Annotated in this window: 21 protein-coding genes; 11 read left to right on the forward strand and 10 right to left on the reverse strand. The window is 71.3% G+C overall.

Features of this window, described 5'->3' with window-relative positions:
• Window positions 1–36 precede the first annotated feature (36 nt).
• On the reverse strand, window positions 37–1,047 hold the full coding sequence (locus tag OG943_RS09425; RefSeq protein WP_328609327.1) for a hypothetical protein: 1,011 nt from the start codon (window positions 1,045–1,047) through the stop codon (window positions 37–39).
• A gap of 131 nt (window positions 1,048–1,178) precedes the next feature.
• On the opposite strand from OG943_RS09425, the gene OG943_RS09430 reads away from it, so the two are divergent.
• Window positions 1,179–1,922, forward strand: coding sequence for an ATP-binding cassette domain-containing protein (locus tag OG943_RS09430; protein ID WP_328609328.1), 744 nt, complete (start codon window positions 1,179–1,181; stop codon window positions 1,920–1,922).
• A 29-nt stretch (window positions 1,923–1,951) separates the two neighbouring features.
• On the opposite strand, the gene OG943_RS09435 is transcribed toward OG943_RS09430, so the two are convergent.
• Window positions 1,952–3,121, reverse strand: coding sequence for an FAD-dependent oxidoreductase (locus tag OG943_RS09435; protein WP_328609329.1), 1,170 nt, complete (start codon window positions 3,119–3,121; stop codon window positions 1,952–1,954).
• Window positions 3,122–3,202: 81 nt separating this feature from the next.
• On the opposite strand from OG943_RS09435, the gene OG943_RS09440 reads away from it, so the two are divergent.
• The 5 genes from OG943_RS09440 (at window position 3,203) to OG943_RS09460 (ending at window position 9,946) form a co-directional block, all read left to right on the forward strand.
• Complete coding sequence (locus OG943_RS09440) at window positions 3,203–3,787, forward strand: TetR/AcrR family transcriptional regulator (protein ID WP_328609330.1); 585 nt, start codon at window positions 3,203–3,205, stop codon at window positions 3,785–3,787.
• Window positions 3,788–4,077: 290 nt separating this feature from the next.
• Window positions 4,078–7,311 carry an NACHT domain-containing protein gene (locus OG943_RS09445; protein WP_328609331.1) on the forward strand — a complete coding sequence of 1,078 codons (3,234 nt, stop codon included), beginning with the start codon at window positions 4,078–4,080 and terminating at the stop codon, window positions 7,309–7,311.
• A gap of 63 nt (window positions 7,312–7,374) precedes the next feature.
• The gene (locus OG943_RS09450) at window positions 7,375–8,169 is read left to right on the forward strand and encodes a hypothetical protein (protein WP_328609332.1); all 795 of its coding nucleotides are present in this window, start codon (window positions 7,375–7,377) and stop codon (window positions 8,167–8,169) included.
• A 393-nt stretch (window positions 8,170–8,562) separates the two neighbouring features.
• Window positions 8,563–9,039: a hypothetical protein gene (locus tag OG943_RS09455; RefSeq protein WP_328609333.1), complete on the forward strand. Its 477-nt coding sequence runs from the start codon at window positions 8,563–8,565 to the stop codon at window positions 9,037–9,039.
• 82 nt (window positions 9,040–9,121) lie between these two features.
• Complete coding sequence (locus OG943_RS09460) at window positions 9,122–9,946, forward strand: DUF72 domain-containing protein (protein ID WP_328612037.1); 825 nt, start codon at window positions 9,122–9,124, stop codon at window positions 9,944–9,946.
• A gap of 15 nt (window positions 9,947–9,961) precedes the next feature.
• Here OG943_RS09460 and OG943_RS09465 read toward each other — a convergent pair whose 3' ends face one another.
• Entirely contained in the window at window positions 9,962–11,137 is a 1,176-nt protein-coding gene (locus OG943_RS09465) for a cytochrome P450 (protein WP_328609334.1), read from the reverse strand.
• A gap of 86 nt (window positions 11,138–11,223) precedes the next feature.
• On the opposite strand from OG943_RS09465, the gene OG943_RS09470 reads away from it, so the two are divergent.
• Window positions 11,224–11,814 carry a TetR/AcrR family transcriptional regulator gene (locus OG943_RS09470; RefSeq protein WP_328609335.1) on the forward strand — a complete coding sequence of 197 codons (591 nt, stop codon included), beginning with the start codon at window positions 11,224–11,226 and terminating at the stop codon, window positions 11,812–11,814.
• Window positions 11,815–11,919: 105 nt separating this feature from the next.
• Here OG943_RS09470 and OG943_RS09475 read toward each other — a convergent pair whose 3' ends face one another.
• Window positions 11,920–12,480, reverse strand: a complete 561-nt coding sequence (locus OG943_RS09475; protein WP_328609336.1) for a dihydrofolate reductase family protein — start codon at window positions 12,478–12,480, stop codon at window positions 11,920–11,922.
• Between the two features lie 197 nt (window positions 12,481–12,677).
• Between OG943_RS09475 and OG943_RS09480 the strand changes: the two genes are divergently transcribed.
• Complete coding sequence (locus tag OG943_RS09480) at window positions 12,678–13,343, forward strand: S1 family peptidase (RefSeq protein WP_328609337.1); 666 nt, start codon at window positions 12,678–12,680, stop codon at window positions 13,341–13,343.
• Window positions 13,344–13,346: 3 nt separating this feature from the next.
• On the opposite strand, the gene OG943_RS09485 is transcribed toward OG943_RS09480, so the two are convergent.
• From OG943_RS09485 to OG943_RS09505, 5 genes are all read right to left on the reverse strand, one after another.
• Window positions 13,347–13,979 carry a cupredoxin domain-containing protein gene (locus tag OG943_RS09485; protein ID WP_328609338.1) on the reverse strand — a complete coding sequence of 211 codons (633 nt, stop codon included), beginning with the start codon at window positions 13,977–13,979 and terminating at the stop codon, window positions 13,347–13,349.
• Window positions 13,976–14,533: a hypothetical protein gene (locus OG943_RS09490; protein ID WP_328609339.1), complete on the reverse strand. Its 558-nt coding sequence runs from the start codon at window positions 14,531–14,533 to the stop codon at window positions 13,976–13,978. The genes OG943_RS09485 and OG943_RS09490 overlap by 4 nt, the downstream gene beginning before the upstream one ends.
• Before the next feature lie 80 nt (window positions 14,534–14,613).
• Window positions 14,614–15,600 (reverse strand): cupredoxin domain-containing protein, encoded by a 987-nt coding sequence (locus OG943_RS09495; protein ID WP_328609340.1) that lies wholly within the window; start codon window positions 15,598–15,600, stop codon window positions 14,614–14,616.
• Between the two features lie 28 nt (window positions 15,601–15,628).
• On the reverse strand, window positions 15,629–16,543 hold the full coding sequence (locus OG943_RS09500) for a copper resistance D family protein (protein WP_328609341.1): 915 nt from the start codon (window positions 16,541–16,543) through the stop codon (window positions 15,629–15,631).
• Window positions 16,544–16,547: 4 nt separating this feature from the next.
• Window positions 16,548–17,192 (reverse strand): hypothetical protein, encoded by a 645-nt coding sequence (locus tag OG943_RS09505; RefSeq protein ID WP_328609342.1) that lies wholly within the window; start codon window positions 17,190–17,192, stop codon window positions 16,548–16,550.
• A 346-nt stretch (window positions 17,193–17,538) separates the two neighbouring features.
• Between OG943_RS09505 and OG943_RS09510 the strand changes: the two genes are divergently transcribed.
• Complete coding sequence (locus OG943_RS09510; RefSeq protein ID WP_442874702.1) at window positions 17,539–18,159, forward strand: copper resistance CopC family protein; 621 nt, start codon at window positions 17,539–17,541, stop codon at window positions 18,157–18,159.
• 117 nt (window positions 18,160–18,276) lie between these two features.
• Window positions 18,277–18,972, forward strand: a complete 696-nt coding sequence (phoU, locus tag OG943_RS09515; RefSeq protein ID WP_328609343.1) for a phosphate signaling complex protein PhoU — start codon at window positions 18,277–18,279, stop codon at window positions 18,970–18,972.
• Between the two features lie 15 nt (window positions 18,973–18,987).
• Here phoU and OG943_RS09520 read toward each other — a convergent pair whose 3' ends face one another.
• Entirely contained in the window at window positions 18,988–19,326 is a 339-nt protein-coding gene (locus OG943_RS09520; RefSeq protein WP_328609344.1) for a winged helix-turn-helix transcriptional regulator, read from the reverse strand.
• A gap of 196 nt (window positions 19,327–19,522) precedes the next feature.
• Between OG943_RS09520 and OG943_RS09525 the strand changes: the two genes are divergently transcribed.
• Window positions 19,523–21,076 carry a Na+/H+ antiporter gene (locus OG943_RS09525; RefSeq protein ID WP_328609345.1) on the forward strand — a complete coding sequence of 518 codons (1,554 nt, stop codon included), beginning with the start codon at window positions 19,523–19,525 and terminating at the stop codon, window positions 21,074–21,076.
• Window positions 21,077–21,133: the final 57 nt, after the last annotated feature.

A 21,133-nucleotide genomic window follows, 5' to 3' on the forward strand; every position in this document is an offset into this window, starting at 1 on the left:
GAGCAGGGCCACCGATGGCACCGGGTACCGCGTGCGTCAGGCGCTGCCGGGTTGCCGCCGTTCGGTGGGCTGCTCGGCGACGGGGCGGACGTCGTCCATGATCCGGTCGGCGTACTTGTCGAGCATGCGGGTGCCGACCTGCTGCGCGTAGCCGAGCAGCACCGACCACAGCAGCAGCGCGGCCTGCGAATCGACGTTGACGAAGCCGTGCGCGAGCCCGGCGCTGAAGCCGAGCAGGCCGACGATGGCCAGTGTCGCACCGAAGAGCACCTTGATCAGCCCCTGGTACCCGGTCAGCACGTACGGGCTCACCTCGGGGCGCCGCCGGATCATCAGCACCACGACCGACAGCGCCGCGCCGATCACGCCGAAGGTCTGCGCGAGCCAGACGTCCCAGCCGCTCGGGGCGTTCGCGCCGCTCGGGCAGACCGTTGTGGACGGTCCGAAGTGGTCGGCCGGGATGCACAGCGGAATCAGGCCGGGCCGGACGATGCCGAGGACGCCGAGCACGGTGTTGAGGACGAACAACGCCGCGGTCGCGATCACGAGCTTGTTGCGCAGTGAACGCGCCGCGGCGTGCGCGTCGTCGGACGCGTCGAACGCCGCCCGGAGCGCGTCGACCACGACGGCGCGGTCGGTGGCCGTGACCGTGCCGGACAGGTCCAGCTGGTGCAGCGCCTGCCAGCGCGGATCCTCGGCCGGGAGGTAGAGGTCGATGCGCGCCCGCAGGCCCGGCATCCGGCCGGGCAGCTGCGGGTCGGCCGAGATCGCGGCGATCTCGGCCTCGTGCAGGGCCCGCCAGGCGCGCTCGATGTGCCAGCCCGACCACCACGACACCAGCGACCACCACCGCCGCGGCGCACCGTACAGCGCCGCGTCCACCACCTCCAGCGACGACAGGGCCGCGGTCCTGGCGACCTCCGTGCCGGGAATCCCCTCGCACGCCGCGAGATCGGCGCGCACCCGGCGGGCCCGCGATTCCACCGTCAGCTGCCAGTCGGTGCCTTCCGCCCCGGATACCAGGCCGGCGAACCCGTTCTCGACCATCGTCATCACCTCTGATCGAGCATCGCAGCGGAAGGCCGCCGGCCGAGACGGCCAAACGCGCACTCCTCGGGCACGCTCGGTGATCGGCCCCGGCCGTTCGGGCAGACTGAACGGGGAACTCGGGAGGCGGCATGGTGACTGCTGAACTGCGTGGGCTGACCGTCCATATCGACACGGGCCGGTGGAGCGAGACCGTCCTCGACGCGGTGAACCTCGCCGTGCCTGAAGGCCGGATTACCGCTCTCCTAGGCGAATCCGGATGTGGCAAGTCCATGACCGCCGCCGCGCTGAGCGGCCGGCTGCCCACGTCGGCGAAGACCACCGGGCACGTGTGGATCAACGGCACGGACGTGCAGGACGAGCGAAGCTGGCGGCAGCTCCGGGGCCGGACCGTCGGCTTGGCGCCCCAATCGGGAGCCGTCGCCTTCACCGCGGGGGAGACCGTCGGCACGCAGTTGCGTGAGCTGGAACGTCGTCACCGGCGATGGACCCTCGACCGTGCCTGCGCCGCGGCCCGCTATCCGGTCGAGGCGTTCGATCTGTACCCGGGCCAGCACTCCGGCGGGCAGATCCAGCGGGCCGCACTCGCCGCCGCGCTTTTGCCCGCACCCGATCTGCTCATCGCCGACGAGCCCACCGCCTCCTTGGACGCGGGCCTCGCGCACGAGGTGTGGGGCGCCCTGCGCGAGTACGCGGACACCGGTGCCGCCGTACTCGCCATCACGCAGGAAGTGCCCTTGCTGACCGCCACCGGCGTCGCCGACCGCATGGTGTTCATGCGCGACGGCCGGATCACCATTGCCGGCCCCGCGACCGAGATCCGCGGCCTCGCCGACCCGTATGTGCAAGGCTTCTTCCGAGAGATCGGGGAATAGCTCGCCGCCGTTCCTCGCGGGGCGGCGGATCAGCGGGTGTTCTGGGGACGCAGCAGGCGTTCGTTGAGGTGTCTCCGCGCGTCTTCCACGTTGATGACGGAGTCCACCTTGATGATGCCGGCCAGGTCGGCGCAGGCTTCGGCGGCCGCTCCGGCGCGGGGCAGCATGAGGTCTTCGTAGGCGCGGACGGCGTGGTCGAGGCCGGGGTGGGTGGCGATCGCGGTGGCGAGGTCGGCGCCGTCGAGCATCGCGAGGTTGGCGCCGATGCCGTACGGGGGCATGAGGTGGGCCGCGTCGCCGAGGAGGGTGATGCCGGGGACGTGCTCCCAGGTGTGTCCGATGGGCAGGACGTGCAGGGGCCGGTTGACGAAGCCGCCGTCGGACTCGCGGATCAGGTCGAGCAGGCGGTCGTGCCAGCCGTCGAACACCGCGAGGAGGTGGCCGCGCACGGCTGCGGCGTCGTCGAGGTCCAGGCCGGCGGTGACGTGCCAGCCGAGGGGGACGTCGAGTCCGGCGTACACGCGGATGTGCCCGCCGCTGTTGCGTTGCGCGGACAGCATGGCGCGGCCGGACTTCGCCGCCAGGGTGCCGTTTCCGACCAGGCGCGCCAGGGCCGGGTGGCGGGTGTCGGCGTCGTCGAGCCAGGTTTCGACGATGGTGTCGCCCGTGTAGGCGGGGGTCGCGTCGGAGAGCGCGGGGCGGGTCCGCGACCAGGCTCCGTCGGCGCCGACGACGAGATCGAAGTCCTGGGTCGTGCCGGCACCGAAGTGCAGGCGGGCGGTGCCCTCGCCCGGGGTGACCGCGTCCACCGAGTGTCCCCAATGGACGGTACCGGGGGTGAGGGAGTCCAGGAACAGGTCGCGCAGCTGGCCGCGGTCGATCTCGGGCGCGTTGGTGGCACCGTCGGTGGGCTGCTCGTGGTGGACCAGCGCGCCGGTGATGGGGTCGAGTCCGCGCATTTCCTGGCCTTCGGGGCGGGCCAAGGCGCGGAACTCTTCGAACAGGCCGGCGGTGCGCAGCGCGGCTTGGCCGGTGTCGACGTGCAGGTCCAGCATGCCGCCCTGGGAACGGGCATGACGAGAGCTCTCGCGCTCGAACACGGTGACCCGATGGCCGTGCCGTTGGAGGGTCCGGGCGCAGGCGAGGCCACCGATACCGGCGCCGACGACCGCGATGTGAGGACTGCGAAGGGAGTTCATGCCAGCAGGAAATCACAACGACTACAAACATGCAACGTTCAATGTTTTGACTGTTTCACCTTTGGTCCGTACGGTGGCGGGGTGAGTGAGCAGACCGGCCGGCGCGAGCGCAAGAAGGCCCAGACCCGCCAGGCCCTGGCCGACGCCGCGCTCGAGCTGTTCCTCGACCGCGGCTACGACCAGGTGGGGGTCAGGGAAGTGGCTGACGCGGCCGACGTGTCGGCGACGACCCTGTTCAAGTACTTCCCGACCAAGGAGTCGCTGGTCTTCGACATCGACGAGGACGTCGAGGCGGCGCTCGTGGCCGCCGTGCGCGACCGTGCCCCGGGCCGGCCTCTGCTGCCGGCCCTGCGCGAGCACATCCGGCACCGGGCGACCACGGTCGCCGCCTATCCGCACACCGCCGCCTTCACCCGCATGATCGAAGACACCCCGGCCCTGCGCGACTACGCCCGCCGCATGTGGCTGCGCCACGAGACCGCCCTGGCCCAGGCCATCGCCGACGAGGCCGGCGCCTCCGCGGACGACATCGGCTGCGCCGCACTGGCCCGGTTCGCACTCGAGGCCGTCAGCCTGGCCCATCAACATCCTGACCCGCCCCAGGCGGTCGACACGATCTTCGCTTTGCTCGAACGCGGATGGGCAGCGACGTATCCCGACGCCTGAGCCGTGGCGTTTCGGCGCACTTACGCGCGCTGTATGCGGCAGAAGTGGATATTCGATTACGCACGAACTGCTGTATTCGGCGAGCCGGGAAGCCCGTGCAGATCTTGCGCCGGATAGGTGACCGGGCAGCTGTACATTTCGCGGGAAATTCAAAAGTTTAGAGCCTGACCTGCGCTGATACCTCAGTTCGGGTGACAACTCGCTCTCATTGTTCCCCACGGTCCGATTCCCCCACTGCGGCGGCGGGGCAGCGGGTATCCTGGAATATCGGGCACGGGAGGGGCCGCGGCATGTCGACGGGCAAGGCGAGCGGGCAGCTTGGCTGGCTGGCGGCGATTCTGGCACCGCCGGGTGCCGCGGCCGGGCTCTGGTCCGGCTGGGTCCACGCGCATTTCGTCCTCGCCGTGATCCTGTTGATCGTCTACGAAGGTGTGCTGGCGCTCCTGTCGTTCGTCCGGGAAGTCGCCTCGGAACTCGTCAAACGCTGGCGGGCGCGATTCATCGACTGGATCGACCAGAGCCTCGGGCGCAAACTGGTGCGCTTCGACCGCCGGTACCGGGAGTTCGTCCTCGCGACCCTGCGGTTCGTCGATCTCAAGGGCCTGGCGACCATCGGGCCCTACACGCCCCAGCTCGACGAGGTCTTCGTGGAACCCTGGCTGGTGCCGCGAAGCCCGCACCAGGTGATGTCGGACCCGCTGGCCGACGTGCCGGCCGAACTGACCGAGCGCTCGTCGCTGTGGGAACGGCTCGACCGGCCTTCCCCGAACGTGCTGGCGGTCGTCGGCGCGGCGGGCAGCGGCAAGACGACCCTGCTGCGCCACGCGGCCCGCCGGATCTGCCACACCAGGGGGAAGCGGCGGCGCACGGTGCCGATCTTCTTGTTCCTGCGCGATCACGCGGCCGAAATCCTGGCCACCCCGGCCGTGACGCTGGCGGATCTCCAGCGCGGCACGCTCGGGCGATATCGGGAGGACGAGCCGCACGGCTGGTTCGAACAGAAACTGCGCGACGGTTCGTGCGTGGTCCTGCTCGACGGGCTCGACGAAGTGCCGGCCCCCGGCGACCGCCGCTCGGTCTCGGACTGGGTGGAGCGGCAGATCGGCCAGTACCCGGGGAACGACTACGTGATCACCTCCCGCCCGCACGGCTACCGGGCCGCCGCGATCACCGGCGCCACGGTGTTCCAGGTGCGGCGGTTCACCGACGAACAGGTCGCGCGCTTCGTGCGCGGGTGGTACCGGTCGATCGAGCAGCAGACCACCGGCGTGGACGCCGACGAGCTGGAGTCGCGCGCCGTCTCCGCCGCCGACGATCTGCTCGATCGGCTGAGGAATTCGGCCGCGCTGCGCGAACTCACCGTGAACCCGTTGCTGCTGACCATGATCGCCAACGTGCATCACTACCGCAGCGCGCTGCCCGGGAGCCGGGCCGAGCTCTACAGCGAGATCTGCGAAGTGATGCTGTGGCGGCGGCACAGTGCCAAGCGGCTGCCGATCGAACTCGGCGGGGACCAGAAGGAACTGCTGCTGCGCCAGCTCGCTTTCACCATGATGGAGCGCCGGATACGGGACCTCCCGCGCTCCGGGGTGCTCGCCGCGCTCAAACCGATGCTGCGCCGGGTCTCCAAGGACCTCACGGCGGAGGCGTTCCTGGCCGACGTCGGTGCCAGCGGGCTGCTGGTCGAACGTGAGAACGGCCTGTATTCCTTCACCCACCACACTTTCCAGGAACATCTCGCCGCCGTGCACATCCAGGACAAGGGACCGTCCGGCCTGCTCCCGGGGAATGTCGACGACGAGTGGTGGCGGGAATGCACGCTGCTCTACTCCGCCCGCGCGGACACCGACCCGATCATCCGGGCCTGCCTCGAGTCCGGCAGCGTCATCGCGCTCGCGCTGGCGTTCGACTGCGCGCAGCACGCCCGCGAGATCGACCCCGCGCTGCGGGACCAGCTGGACGGGCTGTTGCACTCGAGTTACGCCGCCGACACCGATCCGCGCCGCCGCAGGCTGATGGCGCGGGTGATGGTGAACCGGCATCTGCGTAATCTCACCCCCGCCGCCGGGACCGCGCGCATCTGCGTCCAGCCGATCACCGGTGACATCTACTGGCTCTTCCTCGCCGACACCGGCACCGCGCCTCCCGACGATCCGCGGCCGTTCGTCCCGGGGGCCGGCGGTCCGGTGGTCGGGGTGCGACCGGCCGACGTGCTCGGATTCATCCAGTGGGTCAACGAAATCGCCGGCGGCGGGCAGGTCTACCGGCTGCCCAGCCGCGCCGAGATCAAGGACCCCGCGGTGCGGCACGCGCTCGGTCAGCCCGCCGGGCCGTCGGGCAGCCTCAGCGTGTGGCTGCGGCCGGACGCGCCGGGGGCGCTGGAGCTGTGGACGGCGGAGGACGGGCCGCACCCCCACACGATCACCTCCGGGGACCTGATCCGGCACGTCACCCAGGATCTCGAGGGCTCGGCCACGACACTGGCCAGGTTGCTGGTGATCCGGTCGCTCGTGCTGCTGCGGTCCGTCTCGTTCAATCTCGATCATGGCGTGGCGAATGCCCGTGCCCACGACCTGACCGGCGAACTGGTCCGCGGCCTGGCCGGCGCGGCGGAGCTGGCCCACGCCGGCGAGCCGGCCTTGGTCCGGCTGCTCGATTCGGCGACGGCGCGCGCTTCCGATCTGGCGCGCGCGGTCGGCCGGGAGGTCGACCGCGCCGAAGCCCTCGACCTGGCCCGCCTGCGTGATCTCGGCCGTCTGCACACGCTGAACAACACGCTGGCGCTGGACCTCTCCCTGGGGCGCCCGTTCGACACGGCCCGCAAACGCGGACCGGACAAGGAAAGCGACCTGGTGCACGACCTCGACCGGTCCCTGTCCCGCGATTTCGAGTATGCCCGCCGGTTGGCCGGTGCACTGGGCAAAGACCTCGACCGGGCCCTCGAACCGGAACTCGAACTGGACCTGGACATCGTGCTCGGCCTCGACCTGGCCCGCGACGCCGAGCGCGGCCCGGCACCGTCCGCCGAGTTCGAACGGCATTTCACCCGGCTCACCGGACCGGCACTGGCTCGTGCCCTCGCGCAGGCGTTGCACGAGTCCCAGGACCTGAAAACCGGGGACTGGCACCGGTTCCAGGATGCGTTCGCGCGTGCTTTCGTGGCCGCCGCGGACATCGGCACCACCGGCTACGTCGTTCCGCCCGGCTCGCTCGCGGCGGAGATCCAGCGCGCCTGCGAAGCTGTCCGGGCCGGGGCCGGTCCGGCCGCGGGCAGGCTCGGCGAGGTCACGGTCCGGCTGGAGGAACTCGCGGTGCCCGTCTTCGGCCGCGAACGCGAACTCACCGTGGGCACCGCGAAGGCGATCCGCATCGCCGCGCTGTGCCTGGCGGCCGAAGCGGAAACGTTGGCGGACAGCGGTTCCGCCGCCGCGTTCCGCCGGGTCGCGGCGGGGGTCAGCCTGCTCGAGCTCCGCCGCAGCAGCCAGTCGCCCGCCACCGAGACGATCGTGCTCGCCAGTGCCTGAGACCGGTATCCGATGTCTCGTGACCGGTGGCGGGCCACCACCCGGGAGTCCGATGTGGACTCGGTGACACTGCATGTGGCGGCTCGCCGGCATCTGATGGAGCGCTACGACGAGCTGGTCGGCCGCTACGCCGCGCTGCCCAACCAGGGACGCGCCGAAGACGGGTACAACTACCGTCCCGAGGCGTGGCGGATCTTCCCGCGCTACAACGTGGTCGCGGCGATTCTGGCGGGGGTCGAGCGGCTCGATCCGGACCGGCTTCCCGAGCCACCGGACCTGCTCGACCAGCTTGTCGAGGCTGCGGCCACCGCCCAGTCGCTGTTCACCGAGCCGGCGTCCAACGAGGTGGCCGCGGCGGTGATGGCCGAGGAACGCCGTCTCTTCGCCTCGACCGTGCGGGGGTGGGCCGCCCGCGACGATCTGCCGGTACGGCCACTGCCGTACCGGCGCGTGCTCACCTCGGCCGAATCGGCTGCCCGGCAGCGGCAGCTAAACCAACGATGGGGGCTGGTCGGCCGACAGTGGCATCCGATGATCGCCGGACCAACCCCGCCGGACGTGCTGGTGCTGGCGGAGGAGTCCATGTGGGACGGCCAGGCCGTCGACCACGTGCGCGCCGCGCTGCGCACGGCGGGCGCTGGCCGCGTGACCGAGTTGCGCGAGTACGGCGAGGACTACCTCATCGACGTGGACCTCGTCGCGCCTCGGTACACCGGTGCCGAAGGCGTATGGAGCGACGACACGCTCACCTGGATCGCCTACGCATCCTTCGAAGGAACCGTCGCCTTCGGAGGCCACCTCGCCACCATCCTGACCACCACCTGGCCCGGCCTCGATCACTGGCGCTGGACTTCCTGACCCCGATCGCCACGCCACAACCGGGCAGGCAAAGGACATCGAGCGATCAGGGCCGGCGGTCCTTCTCGGTGGCAACGGCGGAGGCGGAGAGGAGCGTCGCGCCGGCGAGGCTGCCCCAGAGGGCGGCCGGGCCGTGGGAGGCGAGCGCGGTGATGACCGCCGGGGAGACGGCGAGGCCGAAGCCCGTGGAGAGCTGGAAGCGGGCGAGGGCGCGTCCCAGGACGTGGGCAGGACGTCACCGAGGAGTCGTTCCACCGGCTGCTGCGCAACTACGGCGAGTGGCACGAGCGCAACAGCGCGCCCGATTCCCGCTACGCCAGCCTCTTCAGCCCGCTGCTGCTCACCGGGCGCAAACCGGGCGACGACCCCGGCGGGTTCGCCATGGTGGCCACAGTGGACGGAGCCCGCCCCGATTCCGACGGGCTGCTGCGCGACTACCTCGCGGAGGTCACCGACGGCGTCCCGGGCACGGCCACGGTCGATCCGCCCCACCGGCTGCCGTGGCTGGCGGCGGTGAAAGCCGGGGCACTGAGCCAGGCCGACGAATCCGGGATGTTCAAAGCGAAAGCGGCCTACCTGCGGAGACGGTTCACCGACGAGCAGATCGGGACCGCCTACACCCACCTGACCAGCGCGGACCACAAACACGGCGTGCAGCGGGATGGTGAGGCGGCCCTGGCCGGCGAGGCCGGCCGCCAGTGGCAGTCCTGCCCAGCCCGGCGACTTTCGACACCGTGCGGAGCCAGTGGGGCAAGGCAGGAGGCCGCCGCAGCGCACGACATCAGCGCCACGGGCCACGCGCGCGGCAAGATCGTCATCACCGTGCGGACGATTCGGCCCGCAGCAGGGCGGCCGCTCCCGGGGCCATGAGCGGAAACAGTGGCCGGGGTAGTAATTTCACTCAGGATCGAGGGGAGCGGACGGAGTGGCACGTCTTCATGTCGGCTGCGCGATGTGGACGCACAAGGCGTGGGCCGGGAGGTTCCTGCCGCCGTCGCTGCCGGCCAAGGAGCGCCTGCGGGCCTACGCCGGCTGGTGCAACGCGGTCGAGGGCAACACCACCTTCTACGCGACTCCCGCCCGGGACACCGTCGCCACGTGGGCGGAACAGACGGACTCCGGTTTCCGGTTCGTGGTCAAGCTGCCCAAGGTCGTCACGCACGAGCGCCGGTTCGTGGGTGTCGAGACGGAGATGCGGGCGTTCCTGGACGCGATCGAACCCCTCGGCGAACGGGCGGTGCTGTGGAGCCAGTTGCCCGGCTCGTTCGGCCCTTCGGACGTCGAGGCCCTCGGCCGCTTCCTGCGCCGGCTCCCGGCCGGCCGCCGGCGCGCCGTGGAGGTGCGTCACCCCGGGTTCTTCACCGACGCCGGCTCGACGTCGCTGCTGGAGGGGGTGCTCGCCGGCGCGGAGGCCGAGTGGGTGCCGTTCGACACCACAGTCTTCTTCCGGAGCCCACCGGCCAGCGAGGCCGAGCAGGATGCCTGGGCCAAGAAACCGCGGCTGCCGCGGCGGACGCGGGCGCTGACCGACCGTCCGATCGTCCGCTATCTGGGCCGGGACTCGGTCGAGGAGACGGTTGAGGGGTGGCGGCCGTGGACCGCGGTGGTCGCCGGCTGGCTGCGGGAGGGCCGGTCGCCGACGGTTTTCCTGCACACCCCCGACAACGACGACGCGCCGGCGCTCGCCCGCCGGTTCCACGACGACGTGCGAGCGCTGGTGCCCGGTCTCGACGCACTGCCCGAGCCGGAGCCGGTTGAGCCCGCGACCCTGTTCTGAGCTTCGACGAGGCGGTCACCAGGTCACGGGGAGTGCGGTCAGGCCGCCGTTGAGGAGGTCCCGCCGGATCGTCAGGTCTTCGACGGGCACGGCGAGGCGCAGAGCCGGGAACCGGGGAATCAGGTGGGTGAACACGGACTGCAGTTCCATCCGGGCCAGCGGCGCGCCGATGCAGTAGCGGGCACCGTGCCCGAAGGTCAGGTGGGCCGAGGCAGTGCGGGTGAGGTCGAGGCGGCCGGGTTCGGCGAAGACGGCGGGATCTTGATTGGCGGCGCCGTTGCTGAGCAGCACGAGCTCGCCCGCTTGGACCGTGACGCCGTCGACCTCGAGATCCGTTCGCGCGTAACGAGGGATTCCGCCGCTGCTTTTCCCCGGCGCTCGTAGGAGTTCTTCGATCGCGTTCGGGACGAGCTCGGGATTGTCGCGCAGCGCGTTCCATTGGCCGGAGTTCGTGAGCAGGAGCAGCGCGCTCATGCCGATCTGGGCCGCGGTGGTTTCGTGGCCGGCGAACAGCAGCGCCATCGACAGCATGGCGGTCTCCTCGTCGGAGACCCCGTCGGTCGCGCACAACCGGGAGATGACGTCGTCGCCCGGGGATGTGCGCTTGCCGGCTACGAGGCGCAGGCCGTAGCCGAACAGTTCGCCCAGTCCTTGTTCGGATCTTGCCCGGTCGCGGGTGTTGGCGGCCGCTTCGGACCAGGCACGGAACTGGTCGCGGTCCTCGTACGGGACACCGAGCAGGTCGCAGATCACCAGGATCGGCAGCGGCAGGGCCAGCGCGGCATGCAGGTCGGCGGGCTGCGGGCCGGCGCTCAGGTCGTCGAGTAGCTGCGTCGTGAGTGCGTCGATGCGTGGCCTGAGCGCCCGCATGTGCCTGGCGGAGAAGTGCGGTTGCAGCAGGGCGCGCAGCCGGGCGTGGTCGGTGTGCTCGGTGTCGAAGTCTCCTTGCGGGCCGCCGGACAACGCCGACTCGCCGGCCCGCGCCGCGCTCTCGGGATCGCGGTGGGACCGGCCCAGCCGGTCGTCGGTGAGCAGGCGTCGCACCTGCTCGTGGCCGGTGACCAGCCAGGCCTCGTCGCCGACGGCGGTGCGGACCCGGTGGATCGGCCCCTGGGCCTGCAAGGCGCGCAGCCGGGGCGCGACGGCCAGCAGGTCCGGTTGCTCGAAAGGCAGCTGGGCGGCAGCGCTCACGATGAACCCCTTGGTGAACTCGCAGTTGTATATTCTGATGTAAACAACGGTACTTGTATACTCTGGTGTTGACAAGTGGAGGTGGGATGGCGACTGAACCGGAGGCCGTCCGGCGTTTGCCCCGCGCCGAACGGCGCGAGCAGATCCTGGACGCGGCGACCCGGGCGTTCGCGCGCAGCGGGTACGCCGCCACCGGCCTGGACGACGTGGCAGCCGAGGCGGGGATCACGCGTGTGCTGCTGTACCGGCACTTCGACTCGAAGAACGACATGTACCGGGCCGTGCTCGACCGGGCCGGCGCCCGGCTCGGCACCGCGATGGGATCCGGGGACTACGACGAGGGCAGCCTGCCCGCGCTGACGCGCAGCGCCGCGGCCGATCCGGACGGTTTCCGGCTGCTGTTCCGCCACGCGGTGCGAGAGCCTGAGTTCCGCGACGTGGTGGACGGCATCCGAGCCGCCTCCGCCGAGGTCACCCGCAAAGAGCTCGGCGCCACGATCCCGCCCGGCCCGTGGCTGGACTGGGCGGTCCAGCTGGTTCCGGCGGTCACCATCGAGGCGGTGATCGCCTGGCTCGACGCGGGACAGCCGGATCCGGATCAGGCCGCGGGCCGTATCGCCCGGATCGTGCGCGGCATCATCGACGTGGCTGGGGCCGTTGACCGCCCGAAGAAGTAACGACATGGGCGACGGACATGGCGGCGGTGTCGCCAAGCGACGACCCCCGGCATTTCTCCGAGCTGAGCGGCAACCATCGTCTCGATGGCCCCGCCTCCGGCCAACTCAGCGGATGCGCTGGTACCGAAGGTAAACGACCCGGGAGCTGAAGGTCCGGGACTCGATCAGCCGCAGCTCGAGGGGCGTGGCCAGCGGCGGGAAGTACGGGGTGCCGCCGCCGAGGACGACCGGGTAGACGAACTGGCGGTACTCGTCGATCAGGTCCTCGGTGATGGCCTCCGCGGCCAGGCCCGCTCCGCCGACGGACACCACGCCCTCGCCCGGCTTGTCGCGCAGCCGGCCGGCCTCCGTGGCGAGGTCGCCGGTGGCCAGGCGCGCGTTGCCCGCCACCGAAGTCAGCGTCCGGGAGAACACCACCTTCGGGATCGGCCGCCAGATCCGGGCGAACTCCAGCTGCGCCTCGCCGGGCATGGTCTGCTCGGCGTTCTCCCAGACCAGCATGTCCTGGTACAGGCCGCGCCCGCACAGGTATGCGGCAAGGTGACGGGTCTGCTCGACGTGGAAGCCGAACTGCTCGGCGTCCGGGCCGCCCCAGCCGATGTCGCCGTCCGGGCCCGCGATGAACCCGTCCAGCGACACGCTCATCGAGTAGATCACCGGCAACATCGGGTACTCCTCAGCGGCTGGGTGATGCGTTCGAACAGGTCGAGGTCGTTGACGATAGTAGTCGCGCCGGCAGCCCCAGGGGGCCAGTTCCATCCGGGGGTGACCGGGTCACTCGTCAGACTGATGTCCATTGTGCCGCCCGCCGGCGGCCGCTGGACTGGTCGGGCCGGTCTCACGCGGAACGGAAGGACATGTCCATGTTTGGCCACTCACGTCGCAGCCTGGTCGGGGTGCTGCTTTCCCTGGCCACGGTCACCTTGCTGGCCTGCCCGGTCGCGTCCGCGGCCGGGACGGCGCAGCAATCCGCCGTCAACGGCGGTGACGCGATGTACACCGTCTCACCGGGACCAGGCCGCGAGCCGTACTACTGCTCGGCGGGGTTCGCGATCGTCGTCAAGGGGGTCCGGTACCTCCTCACGGCCGGGCACTGCACCGGGCACGGGCTCGACTGGAAGGACATCGGCTCCACTGTGGACACCCACTTCCCGGTGACCGATTACGGCCGCGTCCGGGACGTCTCCGGCTCCGGGCCCGGCCGCGTCGACCTCTACAACGGCAGCACCCAGCGGATCCTGCGCGCGGGCACCCCGCGGGTGGGGCAGCGAGTGTGCAACAGCGGCATGACCAAGAAGAAGATGACGTGCGGGAAGGTCCTCGGCCTCAACCAGACCGTGGACTACGGCGGCGGCAAGCAGGTAGTCGGGACGATCGCCACCGACATACCCGTCGCGAGCGGCGACAGCGGCGGCCCGTTGTTCTCCGGCAGCATCGGCTACGGAGTGCTGTCCGGCGGGAACAGCCAGGTCAGCTTCTTCCAGCCGCTGCCGCCCGTGCTCACCGCGTACGGCGCCTCCCTCGCCTGACAGTCAGGCTTTGCGGGAGGTCAGCGCCAGCAGGCAGCCGATGGCGACGGCCGTGACGAGGCCGGCGACGAGCAGCATCGGGTTCAGGGTGGTGGACGGCGCGGCGGCGGCCTGCTGGGCGACCGCCGGCTGGGGCTGGTCCGTGGACTGAGGCTCGGCCGGAGCGGCGGTGCTGGGCGGCGTCGAGACGGCGTTCGCCGGTGGTGCGGCCGCGCCCGTGCGGGTGGGCGCCGCGGCTGTGCGCTTCGAAGTGGGTGCGGCGGCCGTGGTCCGGGCCGGAGCCGGCCGGGCGGGCGTGGGGGCGGGCTGGACGACGGCCTGGGCGCGCATGTCGGGGTGCACCGAGCAGTAGTAGGCGTAGGTGCCGGCCGTCCGGAAGGTGTAGCTCCAGCTTTGCCCCTGTGACAGCAGCGGGCTGCGGAACGCGACGGGCGCGCTGGTCGTGACGACGTCGTGCGGGGCGGTGTCGTGCTGGATCCAGGTGACGGTGTCGCCGGCCTGCACGGTCAATGACGCCGGGGTGAAGGCGTAGTCCTGCATCATCACGGTCTGGGTCGCCGCGGTCGCGGGCGGCGCGACGGGGCCGGCGAGGACGAGGAGGACGGCAGCGGCGAGCAGGGCGAGGAGACGGTTCATCGGACGAACTCCGCGGCGAACTCGACGCGGATCGGCCGGCGGGCGAGGAGCCGGACGATCGGGTTTCCCGTCCTGAGTGGACGGCGCGGTGGTGGCAGGGTCCCGCGCAGCCAAAGGATGACGTGGCCGCGCTCGGGGTGCCGCAGCTCGCCGTCGAGGACGAGGTCGCGGGCCGAGTCGCCGATGGCCACGCGGCCGGTGATGTGCACGCCGTCCTGGATCCGGACCTCGTCGCTGGTGAAACCGAGGCTGGGCGATTCCCCGGCGCACAGGCCACCTTGGCCCGTCACCACCTTGGCCGGTAAGGGAAAGGGTGTCCGGAGTGACGCGGTGGCGAGCTCGACGGCCAGGGTGGCGCCCTCGGCGCTCACGGTGAACACCGCGTGGTCCACGGTCAGCCGGGCGTGGGGCCACCGGATCCCGAACAGCCGCGTCGTCAGCTCGGTCACGCACCGGCCGGGCCGGACGGTGTAGCGGCCGTCGATGTCCATAGAGGACGGATCGGCGAGCGCGAGATCGCCTGCCGCGGGCAGGAACCGGGTTTCGGCGGGCACAAAGTCCTCCGGGGGAGTGGTGGGCGGTCCGGGGCGGGTCGTCGGGGTGGCCCGCCCCGGACCGGGTCGTCAGGCGGTGGTCAGCAACTGGCCTGGTCGAGCAGCGGGGTCAGGACGCTTTCGAGCCAGACGGTGTGGGTCTTGATGTACTGGTCGAGGTTGAGCAGGTCCGTCACCTGCTGGCCGAGGGACTCTTCGAGGTGCGCGCTCTTGATGTGCGCGATGATCGGCGCGAGGGTGTCGGTGACGACCTTGTCGGCCGACCCGTCCAGCACCGGTGCGAGCACGGTCTCGAGCCAGACGGCGTGGGTCTTGATGTACTGGTCGAGGTCGAGGATGTCCTGCACCTGCTGGCCGGGCGAGGTCTCCAGGTGCGCGGCCTTGATGTGGTCGATGATCGGCTGCAGCACGGCCTTGGGCACGCAGTCGCCGGCGGCCGGCGGGGTGTCCGACGGCATCGGCATCGAGGAGCTGGCCGGGGCCGAGGTCGGCGGGGCCGTGGGGCTCGACGGCGGCGTCGTCGAGCCGCCTTCGACGGTCACGGTGGCCTTCATGTCCGGGTGGATCGCGCAGTAGTAGGAGTAGGTGCCGGCCTTGGTGAAGGTGTGCGAGTAGGTGCCGCCCGTCTGCAGCGTCGGGGAGGTGAACTTCTCCGGGCCGTCGGTGACGACGACGTTGTGCGGCGCGGTGTCGTGGTTGGTCCACGTCACCGTGTCGCCGACGTCGACGGTCAGGGTGGCCGGGGAGAATTTGTAGCCCATCATCTCGACCGACTTCGCTGACGCCGCAGCAGGAGCCGCCGCCGCGTCGGCCTGTTCCTGGCTGAGGCCTTGGTAAAGCGGCACGGCCAGCGGGCTCTGCGCGGAGAGCGCCGCCAGGTCGACGGCGGTGGTGGCCGGCCCGGCCGCCGGTGCCGGCTGCCCCGTGCGCATGGTCGTGAGGCTCACCATGGCCAGCGCCAGTGCGACGACCGCGACCGCGATCGGCCACCGACGCCGACGGGCCACCGCGGGCGGGGCGTCGGGCCGCGATCCGGTGGCGGCAGAGGGGGATTCGGGGTTGTCCATCAAGGGTTTCCCTTCCGGAGTGGAACGTTCACCGACCGGGGCTGGCGGTGACGAGGAGGCTCGCCGCGAACAGCACCACCACGACGAGCGTGGTTTCCGCGGCGACGGAGTAGACGAACGGGCGCACCGTGGCGGCGTCGCCGCGCAGCACCACGGCGAAGTCGAGCCGCCGGGCGACCCAGCTTTTGCTGCCCTGCGCGATCAGCAGCACCACGGCGAGCACCGCGAGCTTGACCAGCAGCACCCGGCCGTAGCCGGTGGTGAACAGCCGGCCGACGTCGCCGAGCGTCTGCAGCGCCAGCACACTTCCGGCGACGATGACCAGGAGCACGGAGGCCATCGCGAGTTTCGAGTAACGGGGCACGACGGCGGCCAGCTCACCGGGTTCGCGCCGCGGCAGCACCCCGAACAGCAGCATCGCGAGCCCGCCGATCCAGGCGCAGATCCCGGCCAGGTGCCCGAAATCCGCCAGCTGGCTCAGCAGCGGGTGCGCGCTCTCGGCCGAGTGCCCGGTCAGCCCCGTGGTGCGCAGCAGCCCGATCGAGACGGCTCCCGCGCCGACCCGCCACGCCGTCGACGTCGCGGCTCGCCGGCCCCGCTGCAGCAGATCGGCGAGGACCACCCCGCCGAGCACCCAGAGCAGCGCCTTCGAGAACCAGATCCGGCCGAACTGGCTGGTCAGAACCTGCCCGAGCAGATCGGGGTCGAACAGGTCCGCGGGCGAGCGCTGCGTCACCCAGACGCCCTGCAGGCCCAGTCCGGCGATTGTCCCTGCCAGGCCGAGGATCCAGCCCGTCACGAGCACGCCACGCGCCCGGCGCTGCTCACCGCCGCCCGGCCACAGCAAGGCGAGGAAGAACAGCCCGCCGATGAACAGGGCCATGCCGGCGTAGTCGACGCAGCGCGCGAGGACGTACAACGCCTTGGCGGAAGTGAGGTCCACGGGCTCAGCCCCCGCTGGCCGGGGTCGCCGGGGTGGGCTGGATGCCGGGAAGCACCGCGGGGGCCGTCGCGGGCTGCCCCGGGGTTTCGGGCTGCGGCCGGCACGAGCCCAGGATCGCGGCGAGGATCCCGTCCGGACCGGTCAGCCCGGCACCCGCGGTAAGGTCGCCGACGAGGGGCAGGCCGCTCGCCGTGTCGAGCACCGGCTGCGCCAGCCCGGGTTGACAGTCCGGGACCGGGTTTCCTGGTGGCGTAGGCGTTCCCGTGCCCGGGTCCGGCGGAGGTGCTTCCGTGCCGGGCGGCACGGAGCCGGTGGTCGGCGGGGCCGGCTCGGCCGACGGCGTGTCGGCGACCGGGCCGGTGGCCGGGAACCCGTCGGCCGGTGGCGCGCCGACGTCCGGCATGGCGGGCATCGGCTGGACGTCATTCGCCGGGGGCAACTGGCCTGCCGGCAGGGGTTGCCGCGCCGGTTCCTGTGGTGCGGCCGGGGTCTGCGGCGGGCCGCCGGCCGTCACCGAGGTGCCCGCACCGGCCGGCGTGGTCTTCAGGCCGAGGCCGGAGGCATAACCCACCACCACGACGACCGCACCGGCCAGGCAGGCCGCGACCACGTGATCACGCTGGAAAGCGCGCCCTCGAGAAGCCGACACAAGCAATTCCTTCCAGACGTGGCCGCGCTCGGGCACCCGGAATGAGAAGGGATGGGGGAGCGGGGACCGGGGCGCCGGCGGGAACCTTCTTCCGGCGTCTTTCGTTGAAAGCTGTGGATCGCGATGAGTGAGCAGGAAACCAGTCCCCGCGTTTCCGGTGATGATCTGTTCGTGACGCGCAGGTAAAGTCGATCGTCCCGGCGCGCGGCCCAGTGGTGAGATCCCCAGTGCCCGCTGCCGTGGTGAGAACAAGTTAACCTCTTCGTTTCGCCGCGGACGTGCACCCGGCGATCGGCCACCGGCACCATCGGCCCCCGACCTTCATCCCGTCCCAGAGGCAGGGTTCATGCGATTGGGCAACCGTGTTTCCGCCGTGCCGCGAAATAGGCTCCTTGTCGGCCTTTTCCGGATTTCGCAGATAGTGGTAGCTGTGGTTTTCGGAATTCTCGTGCTGGCTACTCCGGCTAATGCGCACAGCTTCCTGGTGTCGAGTACGCCGGTGAACGATTCGTCGATCGCGAACGCCCCGGCGGAAATCGTGCTGGAGTTCAACGAACCCCTCGACACCGGGTTCACCGAACTGGCCGTGCTCGGCCCGGACGGCAGCTCGCACTGGGAAGGCGGCAAGCCCTCGATCACCGGCCCGGACCTGTCCGCACCCCTCGCGCGGCTCGGGCCGGCCGGGAAGTACACAGTTCAGTACCGCGTCGTCTCCGCGGACGGCCACCCGGTGTCCGGCTCACTCGCCTTCACCCTGACCCAGCCCGGCCCGGGCTCCGCGGTTCCCGCGGTCCCGGCCTCGGCCCCGCCGGGCACTCCCGTGGCGGCGGCGCAGATGGCGGCACCGTCGGCGACCGGCGGCGAGGTGCCCGTGTGGGTGTGGATCGCCGCGGCCGTGGTGCTGCTGATCGCCGGTGCACTGGTCGCCGCCCGCATCGGCCGCGGGCCGGACCGCCCCGGGTCGTAGCCTTTGTCCACAACGGACCGCCCCGGTCCGTGAAGGAATGGGCCCCGGGCGTTGTGATCGCGTGAAGACGGGCCGTGGAATCGGGATTCGCGCTGGGCGTTCGGCAGAGTGATCGGTATGCGAGACGCTTACCACGACCAGCTCGACCTGCTCGGTGGTCGGCTGCTGGGGATGACCCGGCTGGTCGGCGAGGCCATGGACCAAGCCGGCTTCGCGCTGTCGGAAACCGACGCCGAACTGGCCGCCGAGGTGATCGCCGGTGGTGCCCGGCTGAGTCGCGCCCGCCAGGAGGCGGAGGAGCACGCGTACGCGATCTTGGCGTTGCAGTCGCCGGTGGCCACGGATCTGCGGGTCGTGCTGGCCGCGACCCAGGCGGTGGGGGAGCTGGACCGGATGGGGCGCTTGGCTGTGCACGTGGCCGAGGCCGTCCGGCGGCGGTATCCCGAGCCGGTGGTGCCCGCGGTGCTGATCCCGCGCTTCGTCGAGATGGGCCGGATCGCGGTGTGGCTGGCGGTGATGGCCGGGAAGGCGATCGAAACCCGGGACGTGACGCTGGCCCGGACGCTGGTGAGCGTCGACGACGACATGGACGATCTGCACCGGACGTTGTTCACGGTGATCGACTACCAGGATTGGGCGTACGGCCCGGCCACCGCGGTCGACGTCGCCCTGCTGAGCCGGTACTACGAACGCTTCGCCGACCACGCAGTGTCGCTCGCCCGCCAGACGACGTTTGTCGTCACCGGCAGGCCGGATCGGGCGGAGACGGTGCCGGGGCAGACCCGGGTGCCGGCGGACACGCGGGTCGGCTAGGGGCGCCGGACTGCCTCAGGCGAGCGGGCGGCCGTAGAGGCAGATCTCGTAGAGCGTGGTCCACACCTCGATATCGGACAGCAGATCGGCGACCCGCCGCCCGCCGCCGGTGAGCGCGTATCGGGTGTCCTCGCGGGGGCGGTGGTCCCAGCTCCCGGGCCGGTTTTGGCGGACCGCTCCTTCCGCGGCCAGCACGCGCAGGATCCGGCTGAGCCGCCGCCGGGACAGGTGCACGTCGCCGCGCAGTTCGGTGAACGACCGGGATGCGACGGTGAGTGCGTCGATCACCTCGACGGCGTGGCGGTGCGTCACCACGCGCAGCAACCGCGTCACCAGTTCGGTTTCGCGTGGCACGGATCGCCTCCTCGGCTTCGTCCTCCGCCGGGTGACGCTAGGCGGAAACCGTGCGGGGGAAGCACTTCCGGGGAGAGCTTTGACGAGATTCTGACGCGCTGGTGCCGCGCGGCCTCGTTCACTCCGTCGAGTACGGTGTGGACGGCGCGCCGGGAAGTCTGGTCGGCAAACGGCTCGACTGTGGAGGATCGCCGGTATGCGCAGTGTCGAGACAGTGTTGTTCCTCGTGGTCATCGCGACAGTGGTGGCCACCTTCGCGCGGCGCCTGCGCATTCCCGCCCCGTCGCTGCTGGTCGTCGTCGGGGTCGGGGTCGGGCTGCTGCCCGGCGTGCCGGCGGTGGAGGTCTCACCCGAGATCATCAGCCTGGTCGTGCTGCCGCCGTTGTTGTTCGCCGCGGGCGAGGAGCTGCCGCTGCGGGACCTGAAGGCGGTGTGGCGGCCGGTCACGGTGCTGTCGGTGGGGCTGGTGCTGGCGTCGGCTGGCGCGGTCGCGGCGGTGGTCGTCGCGATCACGCCGTTGCCGTGGGAGATGGCGTTCGTGCTCGGCGCGGTGCTGGCGAGCACCGACCCGGTGGCCGTCACCGCGCTGGGGCGCCGGCTCGCGTTGCCGCCGCGAGTGCAGGCCTTGGTGCAGGCCGAAAGCCTGTTCAACGACGCCACCAGCCTGCTGCTGTTCAAGGTCGCGCTCACCGTCGCGGTCAGCGCCGGCGCGTTGTCCTGGGGGCACACGTTGTCCCAGTTCGCGCTGCTCGCCGGGGGCGGCCTGGCCGCGGGCGCGCTCGTGGCGGCGGGCGCGTTCCTGGTCCGGCGGCGCACCGAGGACCCGGTGCTGGAGACCGTGGTCGCGCTGGTGACGCCGTATGCCGCTTATGTGCTCGCGGAGTCCGTGCAGGCGTCCGGGGTGACCGCGGTGGTCGTGGCGAGCGTCATCCTCGGCACGCTGTCGGACCGGGTCACCACCGCGCGGATCCGGCTGCAGCTGGGCGCGGTGTACGCGACGGTGGTGTTCCTGCTCGAGAGCGTGGTGTTCGGCCTGATCGGGCTGCAGCTGCCCACCTTGGTCCGCGGGCTCGACGGCGAGGGCGGCCAGTGGCTGTGGCAGGCGGCGGCGCTGGCCGCGACCGCCGTCGTGGTCCGGCTGCTGTGGGTGTTCCCGCTCTCGGCGATCGTGCAGCGCCGCAGCGGGGTCCGGCGCCCGTCGTGGCAGGTGCCCGCGGTGGTGTCCTGGGCAGGCGCGCGGGGAGTGGTCCCGCTGGCGGCGGCCCTGTCGATTCCGCTGGTCACCAGCGCGGGTGTGCCGCTAGAGCGGCGTGACCTCGTGGTGCTGCTGACCGCGGCGGTCATCGTGCTGACCCTGGTCGTGCAGGGCTTCACCCTCGCGCCGCTGGTCCGCCGCACGGGGATCGCGCTCACCCCGGACCACGTCCGCCGGGAGCACGAGTCCGCGCGGCTGGCGCTGGCCCGGGCGGCGCTCGCGCACCTGGACGTGCTCAGCGAGAGCGAAGCCGTCCAGCAGGTCGTGCTCGCCCAGCTGCGTGACCGCTGGCAGGGCCGGATCGACCGGATCGAAGAAGACGAGCCGTCCAGCGACTCGGTGTCGGCGGCCTACCGCCGTCTGCGGCGGGACCTGCTGCTGGTCGAGGGAGCGGAGCTGACGCGGCTCTACGAATCGGGCGAGATCACCGACGCCACCCGGCGGCGCATCCAGCGCACGCTCGACCTCGAGTTCGCCGGGCTCGACGAGCCGTAATTCGGCATCCTTCGGACATCCCCGAGGCTGTTGACGAAATCCATACAGTCATGGGCG

This window comes from Amycolatopsis sp. NBC_00345 (assembly GCF_036116635.1).
In the GTDB taxonomy this organism is placed as follows: domain Bacteria; phylum Actinomycetota; class Actinomycetes; order Mycobacteriales; family Pseudonocardiaceae; genus Amycolatopsis.

What these genes read in the sequence shown, in the direction of transcription:
- OG943_RS09480 (WP_328609337.1), top strand. Translation starts at nt 12,678, where the DNA reads ATGTTTGGCCACTCACGTCGCAGCCTGGTCGGGGTGCTGCTTTCCCTG.
- OG943_RS09485 (WP_328609338.1), bottom strand. Translation starts at nt 13,979, where the DNA reads ATGAACCGTCTCCTCGCCCTGCTCGCCGCTGCCGTCCTCCTCGTCCTC.
- OG943_RS09475 (WP_328609336.1), bottom strand. Translation starts at nt 12,480, where the DNA reads ATGTTGCCGGTGATCTACTCGATGAGCGTGTCGCTGGACGGGTTCATC.
- phoU (WP_328609343.1), top strand. Translation starts at nt 18,277, where the DNA reads ATGCGAGACGCTTACCACGACCAGCTCGACCTGCTCGGTGGTCGGCTG.
- OG943_RS09445 (WP_328609331.1), top strand. Translation starts at nt 4,078, where the DNA reads ATGTCGACGGGCAAGGCGAGCGGGCAGCTTGGCTGGCTGGCGGCGATT.
- OG943_RS09510 (WP_442874702.1), top strand. Translation starts at nt 17,539, where the DNA reads ATGCGATTGGGCAACCGTGTTTCCGCCGTGCCGCGAAATAGGCTCCTT.
- OG943_RS09425 (WP_328609327.1), bottom strand. Translation starts at nt 1,047, where the DNA reads ATGGTCGAGAACGGGTTCGCCGGCCTGGTATCCGGGGCGGAAGGCACC.
- OG943_RS09460 (WP_328612037.1), top strand. Translation starts at nt 9,122, where the DNA reads ATGTGGACGCACAAGGCGTGGGCCGGGAGGTTCCTGCCGCCGTCGCTG.
- OG943_RS09495 (WP_328609340.1), bottom strand. Translation starts at nt 15,600, where the DNA reads ATGGACAACCCCGAATCCCCCTCTGCCGCCACCGGATCGCGGCCCGAC.
- OG943_RS09435 (WP_328609329.1), bottom strand. Translation starts at nt 3,121, where the DNA reads ATGAACTCCCTTCGCAGTCCTCACATCGCGGTCGTCGGCGCCGGTATC.
- OG943_RS09430 (WP_328609328.1), top strand. Translation starts at nt 1,179, where the DNA reads ATGGTGACTGCTGAACTGCGTGGGCTGACCGTCCATATCGACACGGGC.
- OG943_RS09470 (WP_328609335.1), top strand. Translation starts at nt 11,224, where the DNA reads ATGGCGACTGAACCGGAGGCCGTCCGGCGTTTGCCCCGCGCCGAACGG.
- OG943_RS09525 (WP_328609345.1), top strand. Translation starts at nt 19,523, where the DNA reads ATGCGCAGTGTCGAGACAGTGTTGTTCCTCGTGGTCATCGCGACAGTG.